This window comes from Streptococcus oralis subsp. oralis, from assembly GCF_002096595.1.
GTDB classification, from domain to species: Bacteria; Bacillota; Bacilli; order Lactobacillales; family Streptococcaceae; genus Streptococcus; species Streptococcus oralis_D.
This window is the reverse complement of the sequence record NZ_NCUR01000010.1, coordinates 1,005,640-1,032,607: the sequence shown is the minus strand read 5'-3', so window position 1 is coordinate 1,032,607 and position 26,968 is coordinate 1,005,640. Positions and strand designations below refer to the sequence as shown.

24 protein-coding genes and 1 riboswitch are annotated in these 26,968 nt (G+C 40.6%); of the genes, 17 read left to right on the top strand and 7 right to left on the bottom strand.

Features of this window, described 5'->3' with window-relative positions:
- Nucleotides 1–4 precede the first annotated feature (4 nt).
- The 5 genes from B7714_RS09405 to B7714_RS09385 all read left to right on the top strand — a co-directional run bounded on the left by B7714_RS09405 (nucleotide 5) and on the right by B7714_RS09385 (nucleotide 6,489).
- On the top strand, nucleotides 5–1,984 hold the full coding sequence (locus tag B7714_RS09405; RefSeq protein WP_049550070.1) for a peptide ABC transporter substrate-binding protein: 1,980 nt from the start codon (nucleotides 5–7) through the stop codon (nucleotides 1,982–1,984).
- Nucleotides 1,985–2,050: 66 nt separating this feature from the next.
- Entirely contained in the window at nucleotides 2,051–3,547 is a 1,497-nt protein-coding gene (locus tag B7714_RS09400; RefSeq protein WP_084860337.1) for an ABC transporter permease, read from the top strand.
- Nucleotides 3,547–4,473, top strand: coding sequence for an oligopeptide ABC transporter permease OppC (gene oppC / locus B7714_RS09395; RefSeq protein ID WP_007522372.1), 927 nt, complete (start codon nucleotides 3,547–3,549; stop codon nucleotides 4,471–4,473). Before B7714_RS09400 ends, oppC begins: the two co-directional genes overlap by 1 nt.
- Before the next feature lie 8 nt (nucleotides 4,474–4,481).
- Complete coding sequence (locus B7714_RS09390; RefSeq protein ID WP_084860336.1) at nucleotides 4,482–5,549, top strand: ABC transporter ATP-binding protein; 1,068 nt, start codon at nucleotides 4,482–4,484, stop codon at nucleotides 5,547–5,549.
- Nucleotides 5,550–5,559: 10 nt separating this feature from the next.
- A complete protein-coding gene (locus tag B7714_RS09385) occupies nucleotides 5,560–6,489 on the top strand; it encodes an ATP-binding cassette domain-containing protein (protein ID WP_001291311.1) in 930 nt (309 codons plus the stop codon).
- A gap of 88 nt (nucleotides 6,490–6,577) precedes the next feature.
- On the opposite strand, the gene B7714_RS09380 is transcribed toward B7714_RS09385, so the two are convergent.
- Complete coding sequence (locus tag B7714_RS09380) at nucleotides 6,578–8,017, bottom strand: TrkH family potassium uptake protein (protein WP_084860335.1); 1,440 nt, start codon at nucleotides 8,015–8,017, stop codon at nucleotides 6,578–6,580.
- Between the two features lie 3 nt (nucleotides 8,018–8,020).
- Nucleotides 8,021–9,370 carry a Trk system potassium transporter TrkA gene (gene trkA / locus B7714_RS09375; RefSeq protein ID WP_084860334.1) on the bottom strand — a complete coding sequence of 450 codons (1,350 nt, stop codon included), beginning with the start codon at nucleotides 9,368–9,370 and terminating at the stop codon, nucleotides 8,021–8,023.
- A gap of 399 nt (nucleotides 9,371–9,769) precedes the next feature.
- Between trkA and B7714_RS09365 the strand changes: the two genes are divergently transcribed.
- From B7714_RS09365 to B7714_RS09330, 8 genes are all read left to right on the top strand, one after another.
- On the top strand, nucleotides 9,770–10,273 hold the full coding sequence (locus B7714_RS09365; protein WP_000181371.1) for a tRNA (cytidine(34)-2'-O)-methyltransferase: 504 nt from the start codon (nucleotides 9,770–9,772) through the stop codon (nucleotides 10,271–10,273).
- A 40-nt stretch (nucleotides 10,274–10,313) separates the two neighbouring features.
- Nucleotides 10,314–10,531, top strand: a riboswitch (FMN riboswitch).
- A gap of 153 nt (nucleotides 10,532–10,684) precedes the next feature.
- The gene (locus B7714_RS09360; RefSeq protein ID WP_084860333.1) at nucleotides 10,685–11,248 is read left to right on the top strand and encodes an ECF transporter S component; all 564 of its coding nucleotides are present in this window, start codon (nucleotides 10,685–10,687) and stop codon (nucleotides 11,246–11,248) included.
- Nucleotides 11,238–11,888: a phosphatase PAP2 family protein gene (locus tag B7714_RS09355; protein ID WP_084860332.1), complete on the top strand. Its 651-nt coding sequence runs from the start codon at nucleotides 11,238–11,240 to the stop codon at nucleotides 11,886–11,888. Before B7714_RS09360 ends, B7714_RS09355 begins: the two co-directional genes overlap by 11 nt.
- A 272-nt stretch (nucleotides 11,889–12,160) precedes the next feature.
- Nucleotides 12,161–13,207 (top strand): phenylalanine--tRNA ligase subunit alpha, encoded by a 1,047-nt coding sequence (pheS, locus tag B7714_RS09350; RefSeq protein ID WP_008289063.1) that lies wholly within the window; start codon nucleotides 12,161–12,163, stop codon nucleotides 13,205–13,207.
- Nucleotides 13,207–13,716 carry a GNAT family N-acetyltransferase gene (locus B7714_RS09345; protein WP_084860331.1) on the top strand — a complete coding sequence of 170 codons (510 nt, stop codon included), beginning with the start codon at nucleotides 13,207–13,209 and terminating at the stop codon, nucleotides 13,714–13,716. The genes pheS and B7714_RS09345 overlap by 1 nt, the downstream gene beginning before the upstream one ends.
- 75 nt (nucleotides 13,717–13,791) lie before the next feature.
- Nucleotides 13,792–16,197 (top strand): phenylalanine--tRNA ligase subunit beta, encoded by a 2,406-nt coding sequence (gene pheT / locus B7714_RS09340; protein WP_084860330.1) that lies wholly within the window; start codon nucleotides 13,792–13,794, stop codon nucleotides 16,195–16,197.
- A gap of 249 nt (nucleotides 16,198–16,446) precedes the next feature.
- Nucleotides 16,447–17,340, top strand: coding sequence for an ABC transporter ATP-binding protein (locus B7714_RS09335; protein ID WP_000895272.1), 894 nt, complete (start codon nucleotides 16,447–16,449; stop codon nucleotides 17,338–17,340).
- A complete protein-coding gene (locus tag B7714_RS09330) occupies nucleotides 17,337–18,536 on the top strand; it encodes an ABC transporter permease (RefSeq protein ID WP_084860329.1) in 1,200 nt (399 codons plus the stop codon). Before B7714_RS09335 ends, B7714_RS09330 begins: the two co-directional genes overlap by 4 nt.
- A 171-nt stretch (nucleotides 18,537–18,707) precedes the next feature.
- On the opposite strand, the gene B7714_RS09325 is transcribed toward B7714_RS09330, so the two are convergent.
- The 3 genes from B7714_RS09325 to B7714_RS09315 are packed head-to-tail and all read right to left on the bottom strand — an operon-like array spanning nucleotide 18,708 to nucleotide 20,656.
- Nucleotides 18,708–19,751 carry a DUF4097 family beta strand repeat-containing protein gene (locus B7714_RS09325; RefSeq protein ID WP_084860328.1) on the bottom strand — a complete coding sequence of 348 codons (1,044 nt, stop codon included), beginning with the start codon at nucleotides 19,749–19,751 and terminating at the stop codon, nucleotides 18,708–18,710.
- A complete protein-coding gene (locus B7714_RS09320; RefSeq protein WP_084860327.1) occupies nucleotides 19,744–20,343 on the bottom strand; it encodes a DUF1700 domain-containing protein in 600 nt (199 codons plus the stop codon). The genes B7714_RS09325 and B7714_RS09320 overlap by 8 nt, the downstream gene beginning before the upstream one ends.
- Nucleotides 20,330–20,656, bottom strand: coding sequence for a PadR family transcriptional regulator (locus tag B7714_RS09315; RefSeq protein ID WP_000273868.1), 327 nt, complete (start codon nucleotides 20,654–20,656; stop codon nucleotides 20,330–20,332). The genes B7714_RS09320 and B7714_RS09315 overlap by 14 nt, the downstream gene beginning before the upstream one ends.
- Nucleotides 20,657–21,051: 395 nt before the next feature.
- Here B7714_RS09315 and rplM point away from each other — a divergent pair, with 395 nt between their 5' ends.
- On the top strand, nucleotides 21,052–21,498 hold the full coding sequence (rplM, locus tag B7714_RS09310; RefSeq protein WP_001044624.1) for a 50S ribosomal protein L13: 447 nt from the start codon (nucleotides 21,052–21,054) through the stop codon (nucleotides 21,496–21,498).
- Nucleotides 21,499–21,516: 18 nt separating this feature from the next.
- Nucleotides 21,517–21,909 carry a 30S ribosomal protein S9 gene (rpsI, locus tag B7714_RS09305; protein ID WP_000075973.1) on the top strand — a complete coding sequence of 131 codons (393 nt, stop codon included), beginning with the start codon at nucleotides 21,517–21,519 and terminating at the stop codon, nucleotides 21,907–21,909.
- A gap of 208 nt (nucleotides 21,910–22,117) precedes the next feature.
- Here rpsI and B7714_RS09300 read toward each other — a convergent pair whose 3' ends face one another.
- Together B7714_RS09300 and B7714_RS09295 are read right to left on the bottom strand one after the other, a co-directional pair.
- Entirely contained in the window at nucleotides 22,118–22,996 is an 879-nt protein-coding gene (locus tag B7714_RS09300; RefSeq protein WP_084860326.1) for a LysR family transcriptional regulator, read from the bottom strand.
- 127 nt (nucleotides 22,997–23,123) lie between these two features.
- Entirely contained in the window at nucleotides 23,124–23,474 is a 351-nt protein-coding gene (locus B7714_RS09295; protein WP_084860391.1) for a helix-turn-helix domain-containing protein, read from the bottom strand.
- Between the two features lie 359 nt (nucleotides 23,475–23,833).
- On the opposite strand from B7714_RS09295, the gene B7714_RS09290 reads away from it, so the two are divergent.
- Together B7714_RS09290 and B7714_RS09285 are read left to right on the top strand one after the other, a co-directional pair.
- Nucleotides 23,834–25,459, top strand: coding sequence for a malolactic enzyme (locus B7714_RS09290; protein ID WP_084860325.1), 1,626 nt, complete (start codon nucleotides 23,834–23,836; stop codon nucleotides 25,457–25,459).
- An 80-nt stretch (nucleotides 25,460–25,539) separates the two neighbouring features.
- Nucleotides 25,540–26,487 (top strand): AEC family transporter, encoded by a 948-nt coding sequence (locus tag B7714_RS09285; protein ID WP_084860324.1) that lies wholly within the window; start codon nucleotides 25,540–25,542, stop codon nucleotides 26,485–26,487.
- Nucleotides 26,488–26,968: the final 481 nt, after the last annotated feature.

The window sequence follows — 26,968 nt, the reverse complement described above, 5'->3', positions numbered from 1 at the left end:
AAACATGAAAAAAAGTAGAGTATTTGTTGCAGCAGGTGTTGCTTTATTAGCAGCAGGAGTACTAGCTGCTTGCGGTTCTTCAAAATCATCTGATTCAACAGCGCCAAAAAATTATGGCTATGTTTATACAGCTGACCCAGAAACGTTGGATTACCTCATTTCAGGGAAACAAAGTACTAAGGTCGCCACTTCAAATGGTATCGACGGTCTTTTCACAAACGACAAGTATGGGAATTTAGTTCCTGCAGTTGCAGAAGACTGGTCAGTTTCAAAAGATGGTTTGACTTACACCTACAAGATTCGTAAAGGTGTCAAATGGATGACATCTGATGGCGAAGAGTATGCTGAAGTGACAGCTAAAGACTTTGTAAATGGTTTGAAACACGCAGCTGACAATAAATCAGCAGCTAAGTATCTAGCAGAAGATTCAGTTAAAGGTCTAGCTGACTATATAGCTGGAAACAATAAAGATTTTGCTTCAGTCGGTGTAAAAGCAGTTGATGATTATACCCTTGAATACACTTTGAACAAACCAGAACCATACTGGAACTCTAAGCTAGCCTACTCAATCTTCTGGCCATTGAACGAAGAATTTGAAAAATCAAAAGGATCTGATTTTGGTAAAGCAACTGACCCTACATCATTGCTTTACAATGGACCATTCTTGCTGAGAGGTTTGACTGCTAAGTCATCTATCGAATTTGTGAAGAATGAAAACTATTGGGACAAAGACAATGTTCATCTTGATAAAGTAACACTTGCTTACTATGATGGTTCTGATCAAGAATCAATTGAACGTAACTTTACAAGTGGGGCTTATAGCTATGCCCGTCTCTTCCCAACAAGTTCAAACTACTCTAAGGTAGAAGAAACATATAAAGACAATATCTACTACACTCCATCAGGTCCAGGTATTGGTGGTTTGGGTGTAAATATTGACCGTCAAGGTTACAAATACACTTCTAAGACAACTGATGAAGAGAAGACTTCTACTAAGAAAGCCCTTCTTAACAAGGACTTCCGTCAGGCTTTGAACTTTGCCTTTGACCGTACTTCTTACTCAGCACAAATTAATGGTAAGGAAGGTGCTCCTCTTGCAGTTCGTAACCTCTTTGTGAAACCAGACTTTGTCTCTGCAGGCGAAAAAACTTTCGGTGACTTGGTAACTGAAAAGATGGCTGCTTACGGTGATGAGTGGAAGAACGTAAACTTTGCGGATGGTCAAGATGGACTTTTCAACGCCGATAAAGCCAAAGCAGAATTTGCGAAAGCTAAAACAGCATTGGAAGCAGAAGGTGTGAAATTCCCTATCCACTTGGATATCCCAGTAGACCAAACATCTAAAAACTATATCGCACGTATTCAATCCTTCAAACAATCCGTTGAGACAGTACTTGGAGAAGAAAACGTAGTCATCGATATCCAACAAATCACTACAGATGAACTACAGAATATTACATACTATGCAGCAAGCGCTGCGGCAGAAGATTGGGATCTCTCAGGTGCTGTTGGATGGAACCCAGACTATGAAGATCCATCAACTTACCTTGATATCTTGAAAACAACGAATGCTGAACAAACAAAAACATACATGGGTTATGAAGGTGCAGATAACGCTGCAGCAGCTCAAGTTGGTTTGAAAGAATACGATAAGTTAGTTGATGAAGCTGCTAAGGAAACCAACGACTTGAATGTTCGTTATGAAAAATACGCGGCTGCTCAAGCTTGGTTGACAGATAGTTCTCTCTTTATTCCTGCTATGTCTAGTAGCGGTGCTGCCCCAATCATTTCTCGTGTTGTACCATTCACAGCATCATACAGCCAATCTGGAGATAAGGGATCAGACGTATACTTCAAGTATATTCAGTTACAAGATAAGGTTGTAACAAAAGCTGACTATGAACAAGCTCGTGAAAAATGGCTCAAAGAGAAAAAAGAATCAAACGAAAAAGTTCAAAAAGAATTGGCTAATCACGTTAAATAAATAACTCTCAAGAGAACTTTCTCTCCATGAGGAGAAGGTTCTTTTGGGATTTTAAAAGGAAACGATATGAAGAAATATATTTTTATGCGTGTATTACGTTCATTGTTGTCTATTTTCTTGGTGACAACTTTGACTTACACAATTATTTATACGATGGTTCCTCGAAAATTGATTTTCAAGCAGGATACCAACTATAACAAGATTGCAACGACGCCGGACAAGCGGGATAATTATGAAAATACCGTTTATGAACGGATGGGCTATATCGAGTACTACGATACCAAAGAGTTGCAAGAAAGAGCGAGCTCAATGGACTCGTCTGTAACAGTGGATGCCAATGATACCAATAAGGCAATCTACGAAAAATACATCAACCAACTAGGAAATGGTTGGACACTCGGTGTGTTCTCAGAAAGTGGTCAATTCTATGCTACGCGTGAAATTCCGATTTTTGAACGTGTTTTCAAATTCTATTCGAACTTGATTGATATTGATCATCCAAACAAGATTCAAGACCCTGAAAATCCAAACTTGCAACGTTATCTTCGTTTTGAAAATGACCCTGCTATCGGTTGGTCATTGGTTGGTTCAGGTACAAAACATAAATACCTTTTGTATTTCAACAATCAATTCCCATTTGTACACCAAAACTTTGTGAACATTAACTTGGGAGATTCTTACCCAACTTATGCAAACACACCAGTGCTTCAAGTTATCACACAAGGTCAGGGACAAACTAAGACATCAGAAGTTCAATTCCCTACAGGTAAGAAGACTTCATCTGTAGATATTTACTCTCGTACCTACAAATCTCCAAGTCAAGCAGACGCGCGTGAAGTAGCCAACTATGGTAAAGACGATCCATATACAGCTACAGAAAGCAATTATCAATATCCTTCAATGATCGCAAGCTCAGCGGTCGCTGGTTTGATTGGTTTGATTATTTCGTATGCGATTGCGATTCCACTTGGATCTGCTATGGCTCGCCACAAGAATACTTGGATTGACAGCTTCTCGACAGGTGCTCTAACCTTCTTGCTTGCCCTTCCAACGATTGCCTTGGTTTATATCGTGCGTTTGATTGGCTCATCTATTGGTCTGCCTGACTCATTCCCTATCTTGGGGGCTGGAGATTGGCGTTCTTATGTCTTACCAGCAGTCATTCTAGGTTTGTTGGGTGCGCCAAGTACAGCTATCTGGATTCGTCGTTACATGATCGACTTGCAATCTCAGGACTTTGTACGTTTTGCTCGTGCCAAAGGTTTGTCTGAAAAAGAAATTTCAAATAAACACATCTTTAAAAATGCCATGGTTCCTTTGGTTTCAGGTATTCCTGGTGCCGTAATCGGAGTTATTGGTGGTGCAACATTGACAGAAACAGTCTTCGCTTTCCCAGGTATGGGTAAAATGTTGATTGACTCTGTTAAGGCATCAAACAACTCAATGGTAGTTGGTCTTGTCTTCATCTTCACATGTATTTCTATCTTCTCACTCTTTGTAGGAGACATCTGGATGACCATGCTTGACCCACGTATTAAATTGACAGAGAAAGGAGGCAAATAATGTCAACAATCGATAAAGAAAAATTTCAGTTCGTAAAACGTGACGATTTTGCCTCTGAAACAATTGATGCTCCTGCCTATTCATACTGGGGTTCTGTATTTAGACAATTTCTAAAGAAAAAATCAACAGTCATTATGTTGGGGATTTTGGTTGCCATTATCTTGATGAGCTTTATTTACCCAATGTTCTCAGATTTTGACTTCAACGATGTAAGTAAGGTCAATGACTTTTCTGCTCGTTTTATCAAACCCAATGCTGAACATTGGTTTGGTACAGATAGTAATGGTAAATCCTTGTTTGATGGGGTTTGGTTTGGTGCGCGTAACTCTATCCTCATCTCTGTAATTGCAACTTTTATCAACCTTGTAATTGGGGTTATTGTTGGTGGAATCTGGGGAATTTCAAAATCCGTTGACCGCGTCATGATGGAAGTTTATAACATTATTTCAAACATTCCATCTCTCTTGATTGTCATTGTCTTGACTTACTCAATTGGTGCTGGTTTCTGGAATTTGATTTTTGCCATGAGTGTGACAACTTGGATTGGGATTGCTTATATGATTCGTATCCAAATCATGCGTTACCGTGACTTGGAATACAACCTTGCTTCTCAAACACTTGGAACACCAACCTTTAAAATCATTGTTAAAAACATCATGCCGCAATTGGTATCTGTTATTGTTTCTACAATGACCTTGATGTTGCCAAGTTTTATCTCTTATGAAGCCTTCCTTTCCTTCTTTGGATTGGGATTGCCTGTAACAGTGCCAAGTTTGGGACGTTTGATCTCAGATTACTCACAAAACGTTACGACCAACGCTTACTTATTCTGGATTCCGTTGACAACCTTGATCTTGGTATCCCTATCTCTTTTCGTTGTTGGTCAAAACCTAGCGGATGCTAGTGATCCACGTACACATAGATAGGAGTAGACATGACAAAAGAAAGTAATGTAATTTTGACTGCTCGTGATATTGTCGTGGAATTTGACGTTCGTGACAAAGTTCTGACGGCTATCCGAGGGGTTTCTCTGGACCTGATTGAAGGAGAAGTTCTTGCCTTGGTAGGTGAGTCCGGTTCTGGTAAATCTGTTTTAACAAAAACCTTTACAGGGATGTTAGAAGACAATGGACGTATTGCCCAAGGAAGCATCGACTATCGTGGACAAGACTTGACCGCTCTTACTTCTAACAAGGAATGGGAGAAGATTCGTGGTGCTAAAATTGCGACTATCTTCCAAGACCCTATGACAAGTTTGGACCCAATCAATACAATCGGTAGCCAAATCACTGAAGTTATCATTAAACACCAAGGGAAAACAGCTAAGGAAGCCAAAGAGATGGCAATCGACTATATGAACAAGGTCGGAATCCCAGATGCTGAAAAACGTTTTGAAGAGTATCCTTTCCAATATTCTGGAGGGATGCGCCAACGTATCGTTATCGCGATTGCCCTTGCCTGTCGTCCAGATATCTTGATCTGTGATGAGCCAACAACGGCCCTTGATGTAACCATTCAAGCGCAAATCATTGATTTGCTTAAAACCTTGCAAAATGAGTACCACTTTACCATTATCTTTATCACCCATGACCTTGGTGTGGTAGCAAGTATTGCGGATAAGGTAGCGGTTATGTATGCTGGTGAAATTGTAGAATACGGAACTGTTGAGGAAGTTTTCTACGACCCACGTCATCCATATACTTGGAGTCTCTTGTCTAGCTTGCCACAGCTTGCTGATGATAAAGGGGAATTGTACTCTATCCCAGGAACACCACCGTCTCTTTATACTGAGTTGAAAGGTGATGCCTTTGCCCTTCGTTCAGATTATGCGATGCAAATTGATTTTGAAGAGAAAGCGCCTCAGTTTTCAGTCACTGATACCCACTGGGCTAAGACTTGGTTGCTTCATGAGAATGCTCCTAAAGTTGAAAAACCTGGAGTCATTGCAGATTTGCATGACAAGATTCGTGATAAAATGGGCTTTGCTCATCTAGAAGACTAGGAGGAAGGAAATGTCTGAAAAATTAGTAGAAATTAAAGATTTAGAAATTTCCTTCGGTGAAGGAAGTAAGAAGTTTGTTGCGGTTAAAAACGCCAACTTCTTTATCAACAAGGGAGAAACTTTCTCTCTTGTTGGTGAGTCTGGTAGTGGGAAAACAACCATTGGTCGTGCCATTATTGGTCTAAATAATACTAGTAAAGGTGAAATCATCTTTGATGGTCATAAAATTAATGGGAAAAAATCTCATAAGGAATCATCAGACTTGATTCGTCGTATCCAGATGATTTTCCAGGACCCTGCAGCTAGCTTGAATGAGCGTGCGACAGTTGACTATATCATCTCTGAAGGTCTTTACAACTATCATTTATTCAAAGACGAAGAAGATCGAAAAGAAAAAGTTCAAAAGATGATTCATGAAGTTGGACTTTTGAAAGAACACTTGACCCGCTATCCACACGAGTTTTCTGGTGGTCAACGCCAGCGTATCGGGATTGCCCGTGCCCTTGTGATGGAACCTGATTTCGTTATTGCGGATGAGCCAATTTCAGCCTTGGATGTATCAGTGCGTGCGCAAGTCTTGAACTTGCTCAAGAAGTTCCAAAAAGAGTTGGGCTTGACTTATCTCTTTATCGCCCATGACTTGTCAGTTGTTCGCTTTATCTCAGATCGTATCGCTGTTATCTATAAGGGAGTTATTGTCGAAGTGGCGGAGACAGAGGAGTTGTTTAACAATCCTGTCCACCCATACACTCAAGCGCTTCTATCTGCTGTACCGATTCCAGATCCAATCTTGGAACGCAAGAAGGTCTTGAAAGTTTACGATCCTGACCAACATGACTATGAGACAGACAAGCCATCTATGGTAGAAATTCGTCCAGGTCACTACGTTTGGGCTAACCAAGCAGAAGTTGCTCGATACAAAGAAGCTCTTAAAAAATAAACAGACTAAGAGAGGACCGAAAGGTCTTCTCATTTTTAATAGAAAAATTCCCCTTCTACTAGCTTGTAAAAGGGGAATTGTATTATCATTAGCGTTTAGACCAGGTACGTTTCATAAAGAGTAGCAAAATTGGGTATATCTCTAAACGACCTGCAATCATTGCAAAGGAGAGTAGGATTTTAGAGATGGGACTAAAGATGGCAAAACTCGAGGTTGTACCTAGAATAGGTCCGATATTGTTAAAACAGCTGAAGACAGCACTGGTCACGACTAGAAAATCATTGCTATCAAGACTGACGATAAAGATGAGAGAAAGAATAATCATCATATAGATGGAAAAATATTTAAGAATCTTGTGCTGGGTATCCTTATCAATCACGGTTTTATTGACGTGTAGAGTCAAAACACGGTGAGGGGATAAGGTGGACAAAATCTGATTTTTTGCGATTTTAGAGAGGATGAGTCCTCTGATCACCTTAAGACCACCTGCAGTTGACCCAGCTGAGCCACCGATCGCCATGAGGAAGAGGAGGATAAACTGGGAGAAAAGGGGCCAGTTGGTAATATCTCCGTATCCAAAACCTGTTGTCGTGATGATATTGGAAACCTGAAAGAAGGCCATTTCAACACTTTTAGAACCCCCTTGGTAGAGGTGGAGCGTATTAAGCGTAATCAAGCCAGTAGAAACTAGGACAATGATTATATATGCTCGTAGTTCTTCATCTCCAAAGAAGGCCTTAACCCGACGGAGCATGAGGTAGTAGTAGAGATTGAAGTTAACCCCAAAAACCAGAACTCCGATACTAACGAGATAGGTGATGAGTGAGCTACCGTAGTGGGCAATTCCGTCGTTATAGACGGTAAAGCCCCCAGTTCCCGCTGTTCCCATAGCGATGACAAAACTATCATAGAGAGGCATGCCTGCTAGGTAGTAGATAACCACAAAAAGGGAGAAGAGAGCCAGATAAAGCAGATAGAGAATCTGGGCAGTGTTTTTTAGCTTGGATACGACCTTGCCAAAGACAGGTCCAGGGACCTCAGCCTTCATCACTTCCAAGTGGCTATTCTTGGCATTGTCCATAATGGCAAGTGCAAAGACGAGTACCCCCATCCCTCCAATCAAGTGGGTGAAACTTCTCCAGAAGAGGAGGGAACGAGTGAGAACGGAAACATCTGTTAGGATAGTAGCACCAGTCGTCGTAAATCCAGAACTGATTTCAAAGAAGGCATCGATGATGCTGGGGATTTGTCCTGAAAAGACAAAGGGGAGGCCACCAAAGAAAGACCATAGAATCCAACAGAGGGCAACAATTAAGACTCCTTCCTTGGCATAAATCCGTTGATTTTTCGGTTTCCGTAAAACACCTAGACCACCAAGAAGGACTAAAATTCCAATCGTAGAAAAGAGAGCGATAAATACTTGACTGGATTCTTGGTAATAGATTGCTACACTAACAGGGACTAGGAGAAGAACAGCCTCAATCAAGAGAAGTTTTGATAGGAGGTAACGAATCATACTTTTATTCATTTTTTACCTCTCGATCAAATCATAAATTTTGGTGATGTTTGGCAATAAGGTCGTCACGAGCAACTTGTCTCCCACCTCAAGCATATCCTCTCCAGTAGGGAAGATTGTTTTTCCTTTTCGGATAATTGCTGCGATGAGAACCTCTTTTTTCAATTTCAACTGTGATAGAGGTTTGGCAGTCATTTTATTAGCTTCCTTGATTTGGAATTGGAGAGTTTCAATTTGACCGTTTGCTAGATGGTGCATGGCTTGAAGGTCTGAGTACTGAGCGTTTACTCGACCACGGATAAAGTGCATAATGGTATCTACTGCGATGCTTTTTGGTGTGATGATACTTGAAAAATCAGGTGCGTGGATAATCTCTAGAAGGCTTGTTCGGTTGACCTTGGTGATATTCTTATGGACGCCAACACGGTCAAGAAACATAGAAGTGATGATATTTTCCTCATCAACTCCAGTCAAGGTTGCGACTGCATCATAGTGGGGAGCACTTTCTTCCAGCAAAATGTCTTTTGCAGTTCCATCTCCTTGGACAATATAGAGATTGGGGAACTTTTCGCTGAAGAAACGAGCTCTTTCAGGATTAATCTCGATGACCTTGGTATCAATGCGACTGTCTTTTAAAATGCCAAGCAGATAATAAGCGATCTTTCCAGCTCCAACGATAAGTAAGCTTTTCACTGCACGAGATTTAAAATAGTTATGGAAAAGCATCATATCTACACGATTTCCCGTAACAAAAATCCTATCCTTGTCTTGGATAATAATATCACCGCTTGGAATCATCAGTTGGTGATCTCTCTCCATAGCACAGACAATGACATTGCCAAACTTTTTACGGAAGTCTGAGATTGGCATTTGACAAAGACCGCTAGAGTCCTTGACAACAAATTCCATGAGACTGACCCGACCTCCAGCAAATCGTTCGACAGAGAGGGCATTAGGGAAATCAATGATATTTGAGATCGCACGCGCTGCCAGGAGCTCTGGATTAACAATAAGTGAAAATCCAAGAATGTTTTTCTCTTTAAAATAGGTATTAGAGTATTCAGGATTTCGCACCCGAACGATGGTTTCTTTAGCACCCATTTTTTTAGCAAGTACCGCTGAAATCATATTCACTTCATCGTGTTCGGTTAGGGCGATAAAGATATCGCACTCTTGGACACCGGCTTGCTCTAAGATGGCAAAGTCAGCACCATTTCCAAGGAGACCTATGATATCATAGCGACTGACAATGTGATTGAGGACAGCCTCATCTTGTTCGATAAGGACAACGTCATGGTTTTCTGCAACCAGTGAACGACAGAGGGCGAAACCAACTTTCCCTCCACCAACAAGGACAATTTTCATATAAAAAACCTACTTTTTCATGATGTAACTATCATACCCTTTTTTAGCAAAAAATGCACTTGCTAAGGCGATTTTTAAGGGAAGAAAGGCTTTTTTCAAGTTTTGAAGATACATTTGCTTAACTTCTATAACAATGTCTCTGATTTGAAGTAATTTGGTTCTTTTACCATACCTTTTCAGAAAGGAATGACCAAACATGAAAATATCATCAAAAAAAGTAAAAAAATCAAGTCGTTTCTATTGACAATGATTCTGAAAGTGTTATACTAAGGAAGTAGTTTCGCTGATTTACTTCAAACCTGTTGTGAGGTAAGTTAACGACGCCTTAACCACGCTGTTTGCTGAGCTTGACTCCGGGCAGTGTGGCTATTTTTTTGCAATGATAAAAGGAAACCCGTCATGACAAATCACATTGTATTATTCGAGCCTCAGATTCCACAAAATACAGGTAACATTGCGCGTACTTGCGCTGCGACCAATTCTCCCCTCCACATCATTAAACCAATGGGCTTTCCCATTGACGACCGAAAGATGAAGCGGGCTGGTTTGGATTACTGGGATAAGCTTGAGATTTATTTTTATGACAGCTTGGAAGATTTCATGTCTCAGATGAAAGGACAAGTCTATCTGATTTCGAAATTTGCTGAGAAAGTGTATTCTGAGGTGGATTTATCGACTGACGAAGACCATTATTTTCTCTTTGGACGTGAAGACAAGGGCTTGCCTGAGGACTTTATGCGAGACCATCCTGAGAAGGCTCTCCGTATTCCTATGAACGATGAACACGTTCGCAGCCTCAATGTGTCCAATACGGTCTGTATGATTGTCTATGAGGCTCTCCGTCAGCAACATTTTGCTGGTCTTGAGCTTGTTCACACCTATGAAGTAGATAAATTGAAATAATCAAAATGCTTGCACTTGCAAGCGTTTTTTGTTATGATAAAGGGGTCTTCAGGGCTGGGTGAGATTCCCGACCGGCGGTGACTTTAATTAGCTATTCTGGCTTACTCTTCGTTGTCTTGTCTCGATATACTCAAGTATTATCTTCGACTGCGACGCCTAGATTAATCCAAAATATCTTAGTTAAAGAAGTCCGCGAGCGCAAGCTGATGTGGTGCGATTCCACAACCGACAGTATAGTCTGGATGGGAGAAGACGAGAGAATGGCTTTGTCTGTTCTGATGAGTTTATAGATGAATTGCAACCGCTTGCTCAACAGAGTGAGAGGGAACTTTTGGGATATAAAAAGTGAGAATAGATAGAGGGATCCTTTCCAACTTCTTCTGATTTTATAGAAAATTGGAGGAACCTGTTATGACAAACACACGTCGAATTTCGACCATTGCGATTTTATCAGCCATTTCATTTGTGCTGATGTACTTTGACTTTCCGCTCTTGCCAGCGGCAACCTTCCTCAAGATTGAGTTTAGTATCTTGCCAGTCCTTGTGGGCTTGGTGGTGATGGATTTGCCAGCTGCTCTAGGAATTCTCTTGATGCGCTCACTCTTGAAGTTGCTTCTGAATAGCCAAGGAGTGAACACCTACATTGGTTTGCCAATGAATATCATAGCTTTGGGAGTTTTTGTCATCGTATTTGCTATGATTTGGAAAAAGGAACGAACAACCCTTCGTTTCCTACTAGGCTCTCTAGCTGGGACTATTGGTTTGACTGTGGCAATGTTGGTTCTCAACTATGTCTATGCGGTTCCTTTGTACGCGCAGTTTGCCAACTTTGATATTAGAGAAATTATAGGACTTTCTAACTACTTGATGACTATGGTTTTACCTTTTAACCTGATTGAAGGTATCATCTTTGCCGTTTCATTCTGGTTGTTATACGTCCTCTTGAAACCAACCTTAAAACATTATGAGAGATAAACAAACATTTTTAATGAAGGGCAGTTTTGCCCTTTTACTTTTCGTCCTTCTTGGCTATATGGTTAAGTTCTATCCTGAAACGCTGGTCGGTTTTGATCAACCGATTCAGACTGCTCTTCGTGGGGACTTGCCAGATTATTTGACAGTTCTGTTCCGAGCCATCACACGCCTGATCGATATCCCAGTGATTATCACCTGGGTTGCCATCGCAGCCGTTATCTTTTATCGTAAGCAGTGGAAGATAGAAAGCTACTTCATGGCGGGCAATCTAGCCTTAGCTAGTCTTTTAATCGTGACCTTTAAAAATATTTACCAGCGTCCACGACCAGCTATCTTACACTTGGTAGAGGAGAAGGGATTTTCCTTCCCAAGCGGGCATTCTCTGGCTGTAACTTTGATGGTAGGCACTCTGATTGTCATTCTCAGTCAACGAATTAAAGATCCAGTCTGGAGAAAAATCGTGCAAATCGTCCTTGGCTTCTACCTAGTCAGTGTGTTGTTATCTCGGGTCTATCTGGGAGTTCACTACCCATCAGATGTTCTTGCCAGTTTCTGTGTGGGTTTGGGAGTCTTGTTTATCGAATTTCCTTTCTATGACAAGCTTCGCTTCCAATGGCGATTTAAAGGCAAGCAGAAGTGAGATAGGTCTTGCAAGAATGGTAAAAATCTGATAAACTAAGTAGTAATTGAATAGAAATCCGCAAGACTAGTAACTCAAGGGAAGTATATTAGGGAGGAGAGCCGTGACTGCAAGCTCTCTATATGAAAGCTGGGTGAATTCACTTGCGCATGGATTTAGAAATGAAGGTCTGACTTGTCAGATGAAAACGGATGGTACCGCGTGTCAACGCTCCGAGTGGAGTTTTTGACATGTGGTTTTCTTTTTATCTACGAGAGACTGATGGAGGAATTATGTCAACTATTGAAGAACAATTAAAAGCGCTTCGTGAGGAAACGCTGGCTAGCTTGAAGCAGATTACTGCTGAAAATGAAAAAGAGATGCAAGACTTGCGTGTCTCTGTCCTAGGGAAAAAGGGTTCGCTTACTGAAATCCTCAAAGGGATGAAAGATGTTTCTGCTGAGATGCGTCCAATCATCGGGAAACACGTCAATGAAGCACGTGATGTCTTGACAGCTGCTTTTGAAGAAACAGCTAAACTTTTGGAAGAAAAGAAAGTTGAAGCACAACTTGCTAGCGAGAGCATCGATGTGACCCTTCCAGGTCGTCCAGTTGCGACTGGTCACCGTCACGTTCTCACTCAAACTAGTGAAGAAATCGAAGATATCTTCATCGGGATGGGTTACCAAGTCGTGGATGGCTTTGAAGTAGAGCAAGACTACTATAACTTTGAACGTATGAACCTTCCGAAAGATCACCCAGCCCGCGATATGCAGGATACTTTCTACATTACAGAAGAAATCTTGCTTCGTACTCACACGTCTCCGGTTCAGGCGCGTGCCATGGATGCCCATGATTTTTCAAAAGGTCCTTTGAAGATGATTTCACCAGGGCGTGTATTCCGTCGTGATACGGACGATGCGACCCACAGTCACCAGTTCCACCAAATCGAAGGCTTGGTTGTTGGGAAAAACATCTCTATGGCAGACCTGCAAGGAACGCTTCAATTGATCGTTCAAAAGATGTTCGGTGAAGAGCGTCAGATCCGTCTGCGTCCATCTTATTTCCCATTCACAGAGCCATCTGTTGAGGTGGATGTTTCCTGCTTCAAGTGTGGTGGAGAAGGCTGTAACGTATGTAAGAAAACAGGTTGGATTGAAATTATGGGTGCCGGTATGGTTCATCCACGTGTCCTTGAGATGAGTGGAATCGATGCGACTGTTTACTCTGGATTTGCGTTTGGTCTAGGACAAGAGCGTGTAGCTATGCTCCGTTACGGAATCAACGATATCCGTGGATTCTACCAAGGAGATGTCCGCTTCTCAGAACAGTTTAAATAATGATTAGAAAAGTAGAAAAGGCCGATGTTGGGATGTTGACCAAAATTGCCAAACAAACCTTTCGTGAAACATTTGCGCATGATAATACGGAAGAGCAGTTACAGGAATACTTTGAAGAGGCTTATAGTCTGAGAGTTTTGTCAACTGAGTTGGAAAATCCTGACTCCGAAACCTATTTCATTATGCATGAAGAGGAGATAGCTGGTTTTCTCAAAGTCAACTGGGGAAATGCTCAAACTGAGAGAGAATTAGAGAACGCTTTTGAAATTCAATGCCTCTATGTGCTACAAAAATTCCAAGGATTTGGACTTGGTAAGCAACTGTTTGAATTCGCTCTGGAACTTGCCGAAAAAAATGGTTTTTCCTGGGCTTGGCTAGGTGTTTGGGAACATAATACAAAAGCTCAAGCATTTTATAATCGATATGGTTTTGAAAAATTTAGCCAACATCATTTTATGGTTGGTCAAAAAGTAGATACGGATTGGTTACTGAAAAAGAAATTAAGGTAAGAAGAGGATTCTTCTATTGAAATGATAGGAAAGGAAAAAACTAGAGTGACAACTGTCATTCTGGAGAACTAAATTATGCTTGTATCTTATAAATGGTTAAAAGAATTGGTGGACATTGATGTGCCATCACAAGAGTTGGCTGAGAAAATGTCAACTACAGGGATCGAGGTCGAAGGTGTCGAATCACCGGCTGCTGGTCTCTCAAAAATTGTCGTCGGTGAGGTCTTGTCTTGCGAAGATGTGCCAGAAACTCACTTGCATGTCTGTCAGGTTAATGTGGGTGAAGAAGAAGCCCGTCAAATCGTTTGTGGTGCTCCAAATGTGCGAGCTGGTATCAAGGTTATGGTGGCTCTTCCAGGAGCTCGCATCGCTGACAACTACAAAATCAAAAAAGGGAAAATCCGTGGTTTGGAATCTCTCGGAATGATCTGCTCACTTGGTGAATTAGGGATTTCTGACTCTGTTGTACCGAAAGAATTTTCAGATGGCATCCAAATCTTGCCAGAAAATGCTGTTCCAGGTGAGGAAGTCTTCTCCTATCTAGACTTGGATGATGAAATCATCGAACTTTCCATCACACCAAACCGTGCAGACGCTCTTTCTATGCGGGGCGTGGCGCACGAAGTGGCAGCCATCTATGACAAGGCAGTTAGTTTTAAGGAATTCAGTTTAACAGAAACAAATGAAAGTGCAGCAGATGCTCTTTCTGTAGGGATTGAGACAGACAAGGCGCCTTACTATGCAGCCCGTATCTTGGACAATGTGACCATCGCACCAAGTCCACAATGGTTGCAAAATATCCTCATGAATGAAGGCATCCGTCCGATCAATAACGTAGTGGACGTAACCAACTACATCCTGCTTTACTTTGGTCAACCCATGCATGCCTTTGACTTGGATACCTTTGAAGGGACTGACATCCGTGTGCGTGAAGCGCGTGCTGGTGAAAAATTGGTGACTTTGGACGGTGAAGAACGTGACTTGGAAACAAATGACTTAGTCATCACTGTCGCTGACAAACCAGTAGCCCTTGCAGGTGTCATGGGGGGGCAAGCAACAGAAATATCTGAAAATTCTAGTCGTGTTGTCCTTGAAGCGGCTGTTTTCAATGGTAAATCCATCCGCAAGACTAGCGGACGCCTTAACCTTCGTTCGGAATCATCTTCTCGCTTTGAAAAAGGGATCAACGTGGCAACTGTTAACGAAGCCCTTGAAGCGGCGGCTAGCATGATTGCTGATCTTGCAGGTGCGACTGTGCGTAAGGGTATCGTTTCGGCAGGCCAGCTTGATACTTCTGATGTGGAAGTTTCTTCGACTCTGGCTGACGTCAACCGTGTCCTTGGTACGGAACTTTCATATGCTGATGTCGAAGATGTCTTCCGTCGTCTTGGCTTTGGCCTTTCTGGCAATGCAGAAAGCTTTACAGTCAGCGTACCCCGTCGTCGTTGGGATATTACCATCGAAGCGGACCTCTTTGAAGAAATCGCTCGTATCTATGGTTACGATCGTTTGCCAACTAGTCTTCCAAAAGATGATGGTACAGCAGGTGAATTGACTGCGACACAAAAATTGCGTCGCCAAGTTCGTACCATCGCTGAGGGAGCAGGTTTGACAGAAATCATTACCTACGCTCTGACAACGCCTGAAAAAGCAGTTGAGTTCACAGCTCAACCAAGTAACCTTACAGAACTCATGTGGCCAATGACAGTGGACCGTTCTGTCCTCCGCCAAAATATGGTCTCAGGTATCCTTGATACGGTGGCCTACAACGTAGCTCGTAAGAACAAAAACTTGGCTCTTTACGAGATTGGAAAAGTCTTTGAACAAACAGGCAATCCAAAAGAAGATCTACCAAATGAGATCAATAGCTTTGCCTTTGCCTTAACCGGATTGGTTGCTGAAAAAGATTTCCAAACGGCAGCAGTTCCAGTTGATTTCTTCTATGCTAAGGGAATCCTTGAAGCGCTCTTTACTCGCTTGGGACTAGAAGTGACCTATGCAGCAACAGCTGAGATTACAAGTCTCCACCCAGGACGTACGGCCGTGATTTCACTCGGCGACCAAGTTCTTGGTTTCCTTGGCCAAGTGCATCCAGTCACTGCCAAGGCCTACGATATTCCAGAAACGTATGTAGCTGAGCTCAACCTTTCAGCCATTGAAGCTGCCCTTCAACCAGCTGCTCCATTTGTGGAAATCACGAAATTCCCAGCAGTTAGCCGTGATATTGCCCTTCTTCTCAAGGCAGAAATTAGCCATCAAGAAGTTGTAGATGCAATTCAAGCTGCAGGTGTGAAACGTTTGACAGATATCAAACTCTTCGACGTCTTCTCAGGTGAAAAACTGGGACTTGGTATGAAGTCAATGGCCTATAGCCTAACCTTCCAAAATCCAGAAGATAGCTTGACGGACGAAGAAGTAGCACGTTACATGGAAAAAATCCAAACTTCTCTCGAAGAAAAAGTCCATGCAGAAGTGCGTTAAATTTTCAATCCATCCTTCGGGGTGGATTTTTAGTTTCAAAAGAACAGTTCAGAAGAGAAAAGCGATAGTTGAGGAGGAAGCCATCTCAGAAAGTCTTTAATGAGTTATACTAAACCTATCACTGAAGTACTTAAAATTTATTAGAGAAAGGATACTTTTGCTACTTATAATCCGATAAAATGGACATAAATCGTTGTAAAGGCTATCAAAAAGGAGTATAATAAATGCAACATATCTCGGAGGTGGAAAATGTTAGAAGTAAGAAATCTAGAGAAAAGTTTCGGTTCCAAGCAAGTCTTGTTTGGTGTCGATTTTCAGGCAAGTCCAGGAAGGATTCTGGGCTTGGTCGGGAAGAATGGTGCTGGGAAAACAACGATTTTCCACAGTATGTTGAAATTTTTAGAGTATCAAGGAGAGATCAGTCTGGATGGGCAGGAGATTCGTCAGGAAACCTATGCTCGGATTGGCTATCTGCCTGAGGAACGCAGCCTCATGCCCAAGCTGACAGTCCTTGAACAAGTTCGCTACTTGGCGACTCTAAAGGGCATGGATGCCAAGGAGGTCAAGGAAAAACTCCCTCAATGGATGGAAAAACTCGAAGTGAAGGGCAAATTGACCGACAAAATCAAGAGTCTTTCCAAAGGGAATCAACAGAAAATTCAGCTGATTATCACCCTAATCCATGAGCCAGACTTGATTATCCTGGATGAGCCTTTTAGTGGTTTGGATCCAGTCAATACCGAGTTGCTCAAACAGGTCATCTTGAAAGAGAAAGAGCGCGGTGCAATCATTATCTTTTCTGACCATGTCATGACCAATGTTGAGGAACTTTGCGATGATATCCTGATGATTCGTGATGGGCGTGTGGTCTTGCATGGACCAGTTCAGGATGTTCGCAATCAATACGGGAAAACACGTCTTTTTGTTTCAAGTGAACGAAGCAAGGAAGAATTGGAAAAACTTCCTCATGTCAAACAGGTGAGCTTGACCAAGCAAGGTAGTTGGAAATTGATCCTAGATGATGAGAGCGCTGGAAGAGAACTCTTCCCAATCCTCACTCAAGGTCAATACATCGCGACCTTTGACCAACAAGCTCCAACAATCGATGAAATCTTTAAACTAGAATCAGGGGTGGAAGTATGAGAAATATGTGGGTTGTAATGAAGGAAACCTATCTTCGACATGTCAAGTCGTGGAGTTTCTTCTTTATGGTGATTTCGCCGTTCCTCTTTTTAGCCTTATCTGTAGGAATCGGCTTTCTCCAAGGGTCTTCTATGGCCAAGAATAGTAAGATAGCAGTAGTAACAACTGTACCATCTGTGGAAGAAGGGCTCAAGGGTACCAATGGTATCAACTTTGATTATAAGGATGAAGCTAGTGCCCAAGCTGCTATCAAGGATGAAAAAATCAAGGGTTACCTAACTATTGATCAAGAGGATAGTGTCATCAAAGCCGTTTACCATGGTGAAACTTCTCTTGAAACAGGTATCAAGCTAGCAGTAACCAATAAACTCAATGAGCTTCAATACCAACTCAATCGTTCGGCGGCTAATTTGTCTCAAGAACAGGAAAAACGCCTGAGTCAAACCGTTGACTTTACTGAGAAGATTGATGAATCTAAGGAAAACAAAAAAATTGTTCAAACCATTGCGGCCGCAGGGCTTGGTTTCTTCCTTTATATGATTTTGATTACCTATGCCAGTGTCACTGCTCAGGAAGTAGCTAGCGAGAAAGGAACCAAAATTATGGAGGTGGTCTTCTCTAGTATCCGAGCTAGTCATTATTTCTACGCTCGCATGCTGGCTCTGCTTCTTGTGATTTTGACTCATATTGGCATTTACGTCGTGGGTGGGCTGGCTGCCATTCTTCTCTTTAAAGACCTACCAATCTTGGCACAATCTGGTATTTTAAACCATGTAGGAGAGGCTTTCTCGCTCAACACCTTATTGTTTGTCTTGGTTAGCCTCTTTATGTACGTTGTTTTAGCAGCCTTCTTAGGATCTATGGTTTCTCGTCCTGAAGATGCCGGTAAGGCCTTGTCGCCTTTGATGATCTTGATTATAGCAGGATTTGTCGGTGTGACTTCTCTAGGTGCTGCAGGAGACAATTTGGTTCTGAAAATTGGTTCCTATATTCCTTTCATCTCGACCTTCTTTATGCCATTTAGAGCTATAAATGGATATGCAAGTGGTCTAGAAGCTTGGATTTCCCTTGCTATAACGGTTGTTTTTGCAGTCACTGCAACAGCCTTTATCGGGCGTATGTATGCCAGCCTAGTCCTTCAGACAGATGACTTAGGTCTATGGAAAAGCTTCAAACGTGCCTTGGCTTATAAATAGGTTTGCGGATTAAAAGAAAATATAAAATAACAAAAGGATAAGATTCAAGTGAAATCTTATCCTTTTTGAGTGTTTTTATCCTAATACTTTCTTTAGAAACAATAACTAAAAATACATAGTACTAGGGAAAAAGGCATAGATCCTTTTTCACCTATACATGCAAAAAATGATTTATTCGTTTAGCTTAATATTTCCACTTTTTGCAGTAATAGTGAGAGTGGCAGTAGGATTTTCAATTTTGTGAACGAGAGTACTACCAGTATGCTTGCTGTCTTTAGTGTATTCTACATTGATGCCGTTAGGGATATCAATATCACCAAGAGTTGTTTTTAGATCGAAGGATAGTTTATTCAAACTATTGGGAACCAGTTGCAGGTTGATATCTCCTAGCTGATTAGTGATGGAGATGTTTCCAACTAAGTCTAATTGCTTGGAACTTATTGAGCCACTAGATATTTTTAAACTAGTGTCGGAAATTTTACTTGAATTTAGATTGATATCGCCCAGAGAAGCAGTGATTTCACCAGTTTCAAAATGACTATTATTTAGTCCGATATTACCCGAAGAAGCATTGATTTTTCCAGAGCTAATCTGGCTGTTATTAAAGGAAATCTCTCCCAGAGAGTTCTTAAATTTACCAGATGCGAATTGGCTATCATTCACAGTCAACGAGCCATTGGATAGAGAGAAGTCAGCATTTTTGGCTGATAGATTGGACAGCGTAACATCTCCTAATGACGAACTGCCGCTGAATGTCTCAAGCTTGGTCCCCTTAGGCAGGGAAAGCTGTACAGTACGCTTCCCCTGAGATTCTTGGTCAAATAAGCTGAGTAAAGAGCGGATGCCAGCGCTTATGTGGAAGGAGCCTGCACCTTCTTCCTTGATGTTTAAGTTTCCGTTTTCAGAACTTGTCGTGATTTTTCCAAGCGAGCTTCCATCAATCTGATAGTTACCATCGCTTTGGTAATAGGTCAAGTGAACCTTGTCATCAGGAGATTCGCTGATGACGAGGTTTCTAGCTGCTAAATTAATATTTAGGGAAGAAAGATCAGAGAAACTTTCTTCTTTTTTCGTTAGTTTTACCTTGCTTTTGGCAGAATTGACCAAGTCATTGACACCGCCTGTCATGGAGCCGATAGTTATCAAGGCTCCACCAAAGAGGCAGGCTAAAATAGCTGCGGATAAAAGAGGTTTTTTCAATTTGATGTTAGCCATGACGTGCTCCTTTCTTTGCGAAAAGTTGAGCTAGTTTGACAAAGCCAGCCTTGCCAAACTGAGTAACAGGAGAAATGCCTGCGTAGAAGATGCCAGACAGTCCCAGAGCTAGAACACTGAGCCCCAGAGTGAACAGGAAGGCCGGGATCGATGTCGTCAGTCCCACTGTCAAAGTGTCCCAGATCAGGCTGATTCCAAAAATAAAGAATGCAAAGGCACCTATAGCCATGACGAGAGCAAAGATAAAGACTAAGAGGAAGAAAACAAAAGTCAAAAGTGCTGCTACTATAAAGAGCGGAATAGCCAAGGGTGCTGCCAAAATGGATAGGATAGCAATCTGGACGATGTTCTTAGTGTTTTTTGATGAACTGCTGTCTTGATTATCTTCCTCGACTTTTTTGTCCAAAAGATTCAACATAATCTCGTGGGCCGCTTCCTTAGGGCTTCCTAAATCAGCAATAGCGGCTACTTCACCTTCAGGTCCTACTTCGTCAAAATACTCAGTGAAATGTTCTATAGTTTCTTCGTAATCCTTACGTGGTAGTTTTTTTAGATACTTTTCTAGCTCAGCTAGATATTCAGTTTTTGTCATGTCGAATGCTCCCTTCTACGATGCCGTTGATTGTTGTAGTATAAAGTTTCCACTCTTCTTTCAGAGTAAGTAGGTATTCATATCCGTAGGAAGTAAGTGTATAGTATTTTCGTTTACGCCCCTGTTTTTCCTTCGAATAAGTTGCGAGATAATCATTTTGTTCCAGCTTTTTTAGTATGGGATAAAGAATAGACTCTTTGATGTTAGCAATTAGCTTAATGGTCTGACTAATCTCATAACCGTAGGAATCATCTTTTTCAAGAATGGCAAGGATGAGAAATTTTATTAAAGCTGAGGATGTAGGGAAATACATGAACCACCTCCTTATGTAAAAAAAATATATATAATTAATTTATATATAGCTTACCGTCTTTTAGAATAATTGTCAAGTATGATATATAAAAAAAATATATAATTCAACAAAATAGTTTGTAATGATATTACGCAAAAACATGTTTACTATAAAATAAGAAGTAGTACATCGATTAAGAATGGGAAAGAAAGCTTATTGAGAATGATTAATATGAAAACTTCTTTGATGATAAAAGGGAAAAATATTTTCATATCTATTGACTTTTAGTAGTGAAATTTGGTATGATAGTAGACGGTATTGTTTACCCCATTTGTAAGGCCCCGGAACCTTTCAAATACCCCGCGGACCGGAACATCCGCCCAGTAAACAAAAACGATATTCATATAGGAGAAATCATGAACAAAACTACATTCATGGCTAAACCAGGCCAAGTAGAACGCAAATGGTACGTTGTTGACGCAACTGATGTACCTCTTGGACGCCTTTCAGCAGTTGTTGCTAGCGTACTTCGCGGAAAAAACAAACCAACATTCACACCACACACTGATACAGGTGACTTCGTAATCGTTATCAATGCTGAAAAAGTTAAATTGACTGGTAAAAAAGCAACTGATAAGATTTACTACACTCACTCAAACCACCCAGGTGGATTGAAACAAATCTCTGCTGGTGAACTTCGTTCTAAAAATGCAGTACGTTTGATCGAAAAATCAGTTAAAGGTATGCTTCCACACAATACTCTTGGCCGCGCTCAAGGTATGAAATTGAAAGTATTCGTTGGAGCTGAGCACACTCACGCTGCACAACAACCAGAAGTTCTTGATATTTCAGGACTTATCTAAGGAAAGGAACAATAAAGTATGTCACAAGCACAATATGCAGGTACTGGACGTCGTAAAAACGCTGTTGCACGCGTTCGCCTTGTTCCAGGAACTGGTAAAATCACTGTTAACAAAAAAGATGTTGAAGAGTACATCCCACACGCTGACCTTCGTCTTGTAATCAACCAACCATTCGCAGTTACTTCAACTGTAGGTTCATACGACGTTTTCGTTAATGTTGTAGGTGGTGGATACGCTGGTCAATCAGGAGCTATCCGTCACGGTATCGCTCGTGCCCTTCTTCAAGTAGACCCAGACTTCCGTGATTCATTGAAACGCGCAGGACTTCTTACACGTGACTCACGTAAGGTTGAGCGTAAGAAGCCAGGTCTTAAGAAAGCTCGTAAAGCATCACAATTTAGTAAACGTTAATTCGAACGAATTACTATACTTACAAAGAGCACCTTTCGGGGTGTTCTTTTTTATCGACACTTTGTAGATTTATAATTGGGAATCTCGTTGAATGGTATCAGGTAAATGAAAAGATTCGTTGATAATATCCTATTTCTTCGTACTTTAGTTTAATACCTATAATGTAAAAAACTCTAGCTATCAGGTAGTTGATAGTTAGAGTTTTTTTCTATTCATATGATTTAATGAGATTAAATAAGTCCTCTACTTCTGATGACGGTGTAGCTGATTTGAGATAAGCGTAATAAACTGTAAATGTTATCTGGTCCTCCGGTATTAGAGGGATTTTTATTAAATCATCATCTTCATCAGAAAGTGCGATATCAGCCAGTAAACTAACGCCAATCCCTTTCTTTAAAAGTTCTTTAAGAATGACAATGTCATCAGTCTTAAAGAATATTTCTGCCTTGTTTTGATGCTTTTGATTAAGTAGTTCAAAAGCTTTTAGATGAACAAAGTGTTCGTCTAAGAGTATAAAGGATTGATCTACTAATTCTTCAAAAGCGAGGGAAGGAGCAGTGGCAAGAGGATGGTTCTTAGATAAAATGACATACAGTTCTTTATGAAATAGCTCGTGTATCTCTATTGAAGGATGATTGAGTGGTTCAATCAAACCGAGTAGGCTTGCATCAAGGTCTCCCTTGATGAGAAGGTTTAATAACTCTACGGAGCCATCGCGGATAGGGCGTACTTTTTTTAAAAAATCGAATTGATCTTTTTCGTTTAAGGCGGCAAAGAGATACTGAATGATAATAGGAGGGAATCCTACAGTAGAGTATTGTGCCAAAGAGCGGTTAATTTCTTTGCGAGTAGAAATAACCTCGGGTAAAATCAGTTCTGTATGCTTCAGAAGGATTTGTCCTTGATTAGTTAGTTTAAAGGAGCGATGTGAAGGATCATGGTGAATCAATTTGCAGTTAAAGGATTCCTCTAAGCGCTTGATGGCATAAGAAATAGATGGTTGGCTGACTTTATGTTGTTTTGCCACTTCCGTATAGGATTGAAGCTGGCAGAGGTCATAAAAATATTGTAGATCTTTTAAATTCATATGTGCTCACTTTCAATAGTTGGAGAAGGGAAATAAGTGGAAATCACCAGATAAATACTTTTTATCCGTATCCTACAATTTGACTATACGAGTATTCACCGGTTAAAATGTAAGTGAGTCAGGGATATCAAAGATTATCTAAGATACTTTCAAAAATGACTAACATCTTTTCTCGTTTATCAATGGGGAGCTGTTTAATCTTCATGTTGATTCTTTTGAGTGAAAGATTGTCGGTCTTATCAGAGGTTGATTCAAGGCTATCAAAATTGAAAAATTCCTCTGGTGTCATCTCTAGGGCGACAATCACTTTTTCAAGACTGTGAATGGTCAGATTCACATTTTGGTTTTCAAGTTGATTGATATACTTAAGCCCAAGTCCTGCTTGTTCCGAAAGTTCTTCCTGGCTCATTTTTCTCTGTGTTCGAAAATATTTCACTTTTTGGGAAATATATTGTTGTAAATAGTTTTTATTCGTCATATAAATAGAATACAAGTTTTGCATGACAAAAAAACATCTTAAAAAATACAAAGTACTATATAACGAACTTACATGATATTTATTTTAATTCGGATTGCCAATTTGTAAGATTAGTTTCTTTTGCTCGAAACTTTTAGTAAAGAGTGATCATTGAGAGTTTTATGAGTCCAGAACTTTATAAAATATAACAACTTAAAGTGTCATTAATAATGGTGTTTTAAGTATAAAAGAGCTTATTAGAAAATTGTTCTCGTAGACTCATTATAACATATGCGTACACGATTGTATTTTTTAAACAACAAAGTTTTCCAAACGATTTGTTTTAAGTGGTATAATAGAAGTAAAAAGGAGGTTGCACTATGACTGCACATGATATTTTAAACAACCCTTTCCTCAATAAAGGTACTGCCTTTACCTTAGAGGAGCGAAAGGAACTAGGTCTTATTGGTTTACTGCCACCGTATGTTCAAACGATTGAAGAACAAGCGACGCAAACTTATGCACAGATGCAAACAAAAGCCAATGATTTAGAAAAGCGTCTTTTCCTAATGGAAATTTTTAATACCAACCGGACTCTTTTCTATTACCTCTTTTCTCAACATTTGGAGGAATTCAATCCAATTGTATACGATCCAACCATTGCAGATACCATTGAAGGCTATAGTGACCTCTTTGTAGATCCACAATATGCGGGATATCTTGATATCAATCATCCTGAAAATATTGAAGCCACTTTGAAAAATGCTGCTGGGGATCGCGAGATTCGCCTCATTGTTGTAACAGATGCAGAAGGAATCCTTGGAATCGGTGACTGGGGAACAAATGGTGTTGATATTTCTGTCGGGAAATTGATGGTCTACACGGGTGCTGCTGGAATCGATCCTTCTATGGTTCTTCCTTTAGTCATTGATGCAGGGACTAACCGTGAAGAACTTCGTAACAATCCTAATTACTTAGGAAATCGTCACGAACGGGTCCGCGGAGATCGTTACTACGACTTCATTGACCAATTTGTTCAAACAGCCGAGCGTCTCTTTCCTAAACTCTACCTTCACTGGGAAGACTTCGGCCGCTTGAATGCTGCCAATATCCTTGAAAAATACCGGAAACAAATTCCAACTTTTAATGATGATATTCAAGGCACAGGAATCGTTACCTTGGGTGGTATCTTTGGTTCACTGGATATTAGTGGCGAAAAATTAACAGATCAAGTTTATCTCTGCTATGGTGGTGGTACTGCGGGTGCAGGAATTGCCTCTCGTGTTCTTCGTGAAATGGTGAGTGAAGGTCTTTCTGAAGAAGAAGCTTATAAACGTTTCTTTATGGTTGATAAACAAGGTCTTCTCTTTGATGACATGGATGACCTAACCCCTGAACAAAAACCGTTTGCTAAGAAACGTGCTGACTTTAGTAACGCAGACAAGTTGACTGACCTGCTTGAAGTAGTGAAGACTGTGAAGCCAACCATTCTTGTAGGAACTTCGACTCAGCCTAATACCTTCACTAAAGAAATAGTAGAGGCTATGTGTGAAAACACAGAACGTCCGATGATCTTCCCTTTGTCAAATCCAACCAAACTAGCTGAAGCTAGTGCCAAAGATTTGATTGAATGGTCAGATGGCAAAGCTTTTGTCGCAACAGGAATTCCTGCTGATACAGTTTCTTATAAAGGTGTAGACTATGTGATTGGTCAAGCCAATAATGCCTTGATTTACCCAGGTCTTGGTCTGGGTATGCTGGCTTCTGAAGCAAGTCTTTTAACTGATGAAATGATTGGAGCAGCGGCTCATTCATTGAGTGGTATTGTCAATCCAGGTCAACCAGGAGCTCCTGTCTTGCCACCATTCAAGTATGTAGCAGATGTTTCTATTAAAGTAGCAGAAGCAGTCGCTAAAAAAGCGCAAGAGCAAGGTCTTGCACGCGCTAAGGAAACAGATATGGCCAAAGCCGTTCGTGATTTGAAGTGGTATCCAGAGTATAGATAATTCATTCCTGCTGCTATCTATCCTTCTATAGCGACAGATTTGTATGAGCTGTGGACTTAAGTAATATAGAAAGGACACCTATGTCACTCTTTTTAACCTCGATTACGAGTATCATTCCGATTATCGCTATCATTGTTTTGGGGTATATTCTTCAGGTGAAGGGATGGTTTGGAGATGCCTTTGGACCTAACCTGTCTCGTTTGATCATGAATGTAGCCTTGCCAGCGTCAATCTTTGTGTCGGTAATGAAATACCTAACACTAGATAAACTAATCAGTCTTTCTGGAGGTCTTATTTATACTTTTGTGGCCTTTATCTTGGGATATATCGTAGCTTATATTGCAGTTATACTTTTCAAGGTCCTTCCAGGACGGCGAGGTACCATGATTAATACCTTTGTGAATGCCAATACTATTTTTATCGGTTTACCATTAAACGTTGCTCTTTTTGGGGATCAGGCTCTTCCTTATTTCTTAATTTACTATATCACCAATACGATTTCCACCTGGACATTGGGCGTGTATTTGATGACGAGCGATAGTAAATCGGGTCAAAGCAAGAAGACAAGTAAATTTGACTGGAAGAAATTACTACCAGCTCCGCTTGTAGGTTTTCTTGTGGCTCTACTATTTTTGATTCTCCGAATTCCTATTCCAGATTTCGCAACGAATACCTTAACCTATGTTGGAAATATCGTCACTCCCCTATCTCTGATTTATATTGGTATCGTTCTTGCTAAGGCAGGCTTGAATACCATTGCTTTTGATAAAGATACAATTGTCACTTTAGTTGGACGCTTTATCCTAGCTCCTCTAATCATGCTTCTTGTATTGAAGTTCTTTGCACCAAATATGGCGACAGTAGAATTTAAGACCTTTATGATTCAGTCCGCTACGCCAGCTCTAGCTGTTCTCCCAATCCTTGCTAATCAAGGAAAAGGAGATGTGGAATTCTCTACGAATGTAGTGACTTTAAGTACGGTTCTATTTATCGTTGTTATTCCAATAATACAAACTTTATTAGGATAAGAAGGAAGAGGATAGGATTGAAAGTTAGGCGTTAAGAAATTCCCCTATTTAAAAAATATTGGTTCAAATTTTATGAAATTAAAAAGTAGATAACGTTCTGAAAAACCTTGATATTACGCTGTTTTTAGTCCAACTGAAACTCGTGCTTTCCAAATCAGGCTTGAAAAAAGCTCGTAAAGCATCACAATTTAGTAAACGTTCATTCGAGAGAATTACTATACTTACAAAGAGCATCTTTCGGGGTGTTCTTTTTGTACTTTCATACTTAAATTGGTGCAATTGACACAGTTGTTGCGACTTTAGTCGCTTACAAATGTGGCTGCAATCTGACAAAGTCAGTTGTTTCTTTGTATTCAACTCAGATACTTCTGGTCAGATTATTAACAAGCCTTCAAGAAGAGTGATTGGTGAAATAGGCTGTTTGAGGCTTTTATGCTATACTAGTTTTAATGACAATCTTCTATTTCTAATGCAACAATAG

Coding starts and splice junctions, on each gene's coding strand:
- B7714_RS09405 (WP_049550070.1), top strand. CDS start 5: ATGAAAAAAAGTAGAGTATTTGTTGCAGCAGGTGTTGCTTTATTAGCA.
- B7714_RS09400 (WP_084860337.1), top strand. CDS start 2,051: ATGAAGAAATATATTTTTATGCGTGTATTACGTTCATTGTTGTCTATT.
- oppC (WP_007522372.1), top strand. CDS start 3,547: ATGTCAACAATCGATAAAGAAAAATTTCAGTTCGTAAAACGTGACGAT.
- B7714_RS09390 (WP_084860336.1), top strand. CDS start 4,482: ATGACAAAAGAAAGTAATGTAATTTTGACTGCTCGTGATATTGTCGTG.
- B7714_RS09385 (WP_001291311.1), top strand. CDS start 5,560: ATGTCTGAAAAATTAGTAGAAATTAAAGATTTAGAAATTTCCTTCGGT.
- B7714_RS09380 (WP_084860335.1), bottom strand. CDS start 8,017: ATGAATAAAAGTATGATTCGTTACCTCCTATCAAAACTTCTCTTGATT.
- trkA (WP_084860334.1), bottom strand. CDS start 9,370: ATGAAAATTGTCCTTGTTGGTGGAGGGAAAGTTGGTTTCGCCCTCTGT.
- B7714_RS09365 (WP_000181371.1), top strand. CDS start 9,770: ATGACAAATCACATTGTATTATTCGAGCCTCAGATTCCACAAAATACA.
- B7714_RS09360 (WP_084860333.1), top strand. CDS start 10,685: ATGACAAACACACGTCGAATTTCGACCATTGCGATTTTATCAGCCATT.
- B7714_RS09355 (WP_084860332.1), top strand. CDS start 11,238: ATGAGAGATAAACAAACATTTTTAATGAAGGGCAGTTTTGCCCTTTTA.
- pheS (WP_008289063.1), top strand. CDS start 12,161: ATGTCAACTATTGAAGAACAATTAAAAGCGCTTCGTGAGGAAACGCTG.
- B7714_RS09345 (WP_084860331.1), top strand. CDS start 13,207: ATGATTAGAAAAGTAGAAAAGGCCGATGTTGGGATGTTGACCAAAATT.
- pheT (WP_084860330.1), top strand. CDS start 13,792: ATGCTTGTATCTTATAAATGGTTAAAAGAATTGGTGGACATTGATGTG.
- B7714_RS09335 (WP_000895272.1), top strand. CDS start 16,447: ATGTTAGAAGTAAGAAATCTAGAGAAAAGTTTCGGTTCCAAGCAAGTC.
- B7714_RS09330 (WP_084860329.1), top strand. CDS start 17,337: ATGAGAAATATGTGGGTTGTAATGAAGGAAACCTATCTTCGACATGTC.
- B7714_RS09325 (WP_084860328.1), bottom strand. CDS start 19,751: ATGGCTAACATCAAATTGAAAAAACCTCTTTTATCCGCAGCTATTTTA.
- B7714_RS09320 (WP_084860327.1), bottom strand. CDS start 20,343: ATGACAAAAACTGAATATCTAGCTGAGCTAGAAAAGTATCTAAAAAAA.
- B7714_RS09315 (WP_000273868.1), bottom strand. CDS start 20,656: ATGTATTTCCCTACATCCTCAGCTTTAATAAAATTTCTCATCCTTGCC.
- rplM (WP_001044624.1), top strand. CDS start 21,052: ATGAACAAAACTACATTCATGGCTAAACCAGGCCAAGTAGAACGCAAA.
- rpsI (WP_000075973.1), top strand. CDS start 21,517: ATGTCACAAGCACAATATGCAGGTACTGGACGTCGTAAAAACGCTGTT.
- B7714_RS09300 (WP_084860326.1), bottom strand. CDS start 22,996: ATGAATTTAAAAGATCTACAATATTTTTATGACCTCTGCCAGCTTCAA.
- B7714_RS09295 (WP_084860391.1), bottom strand. CDS start 23,474: ATGACGAATAAAAACTATTTACAACAATATATTTCCCAAAAAGTGAAA.
- B7714_RS09290 (WP_084860325.1), top strand. CDS start 23,834: ATGACTGCACATGATATTTTAAACAACCCTTTCCTCAATAAAGGTACT.
- B7714_RS09285 (WP_084860324.1), top strand. CDS start 25,540: ATGTCACTCTTTTTAACCTCGATTACGAGTATCATTCCGATTATCGCT.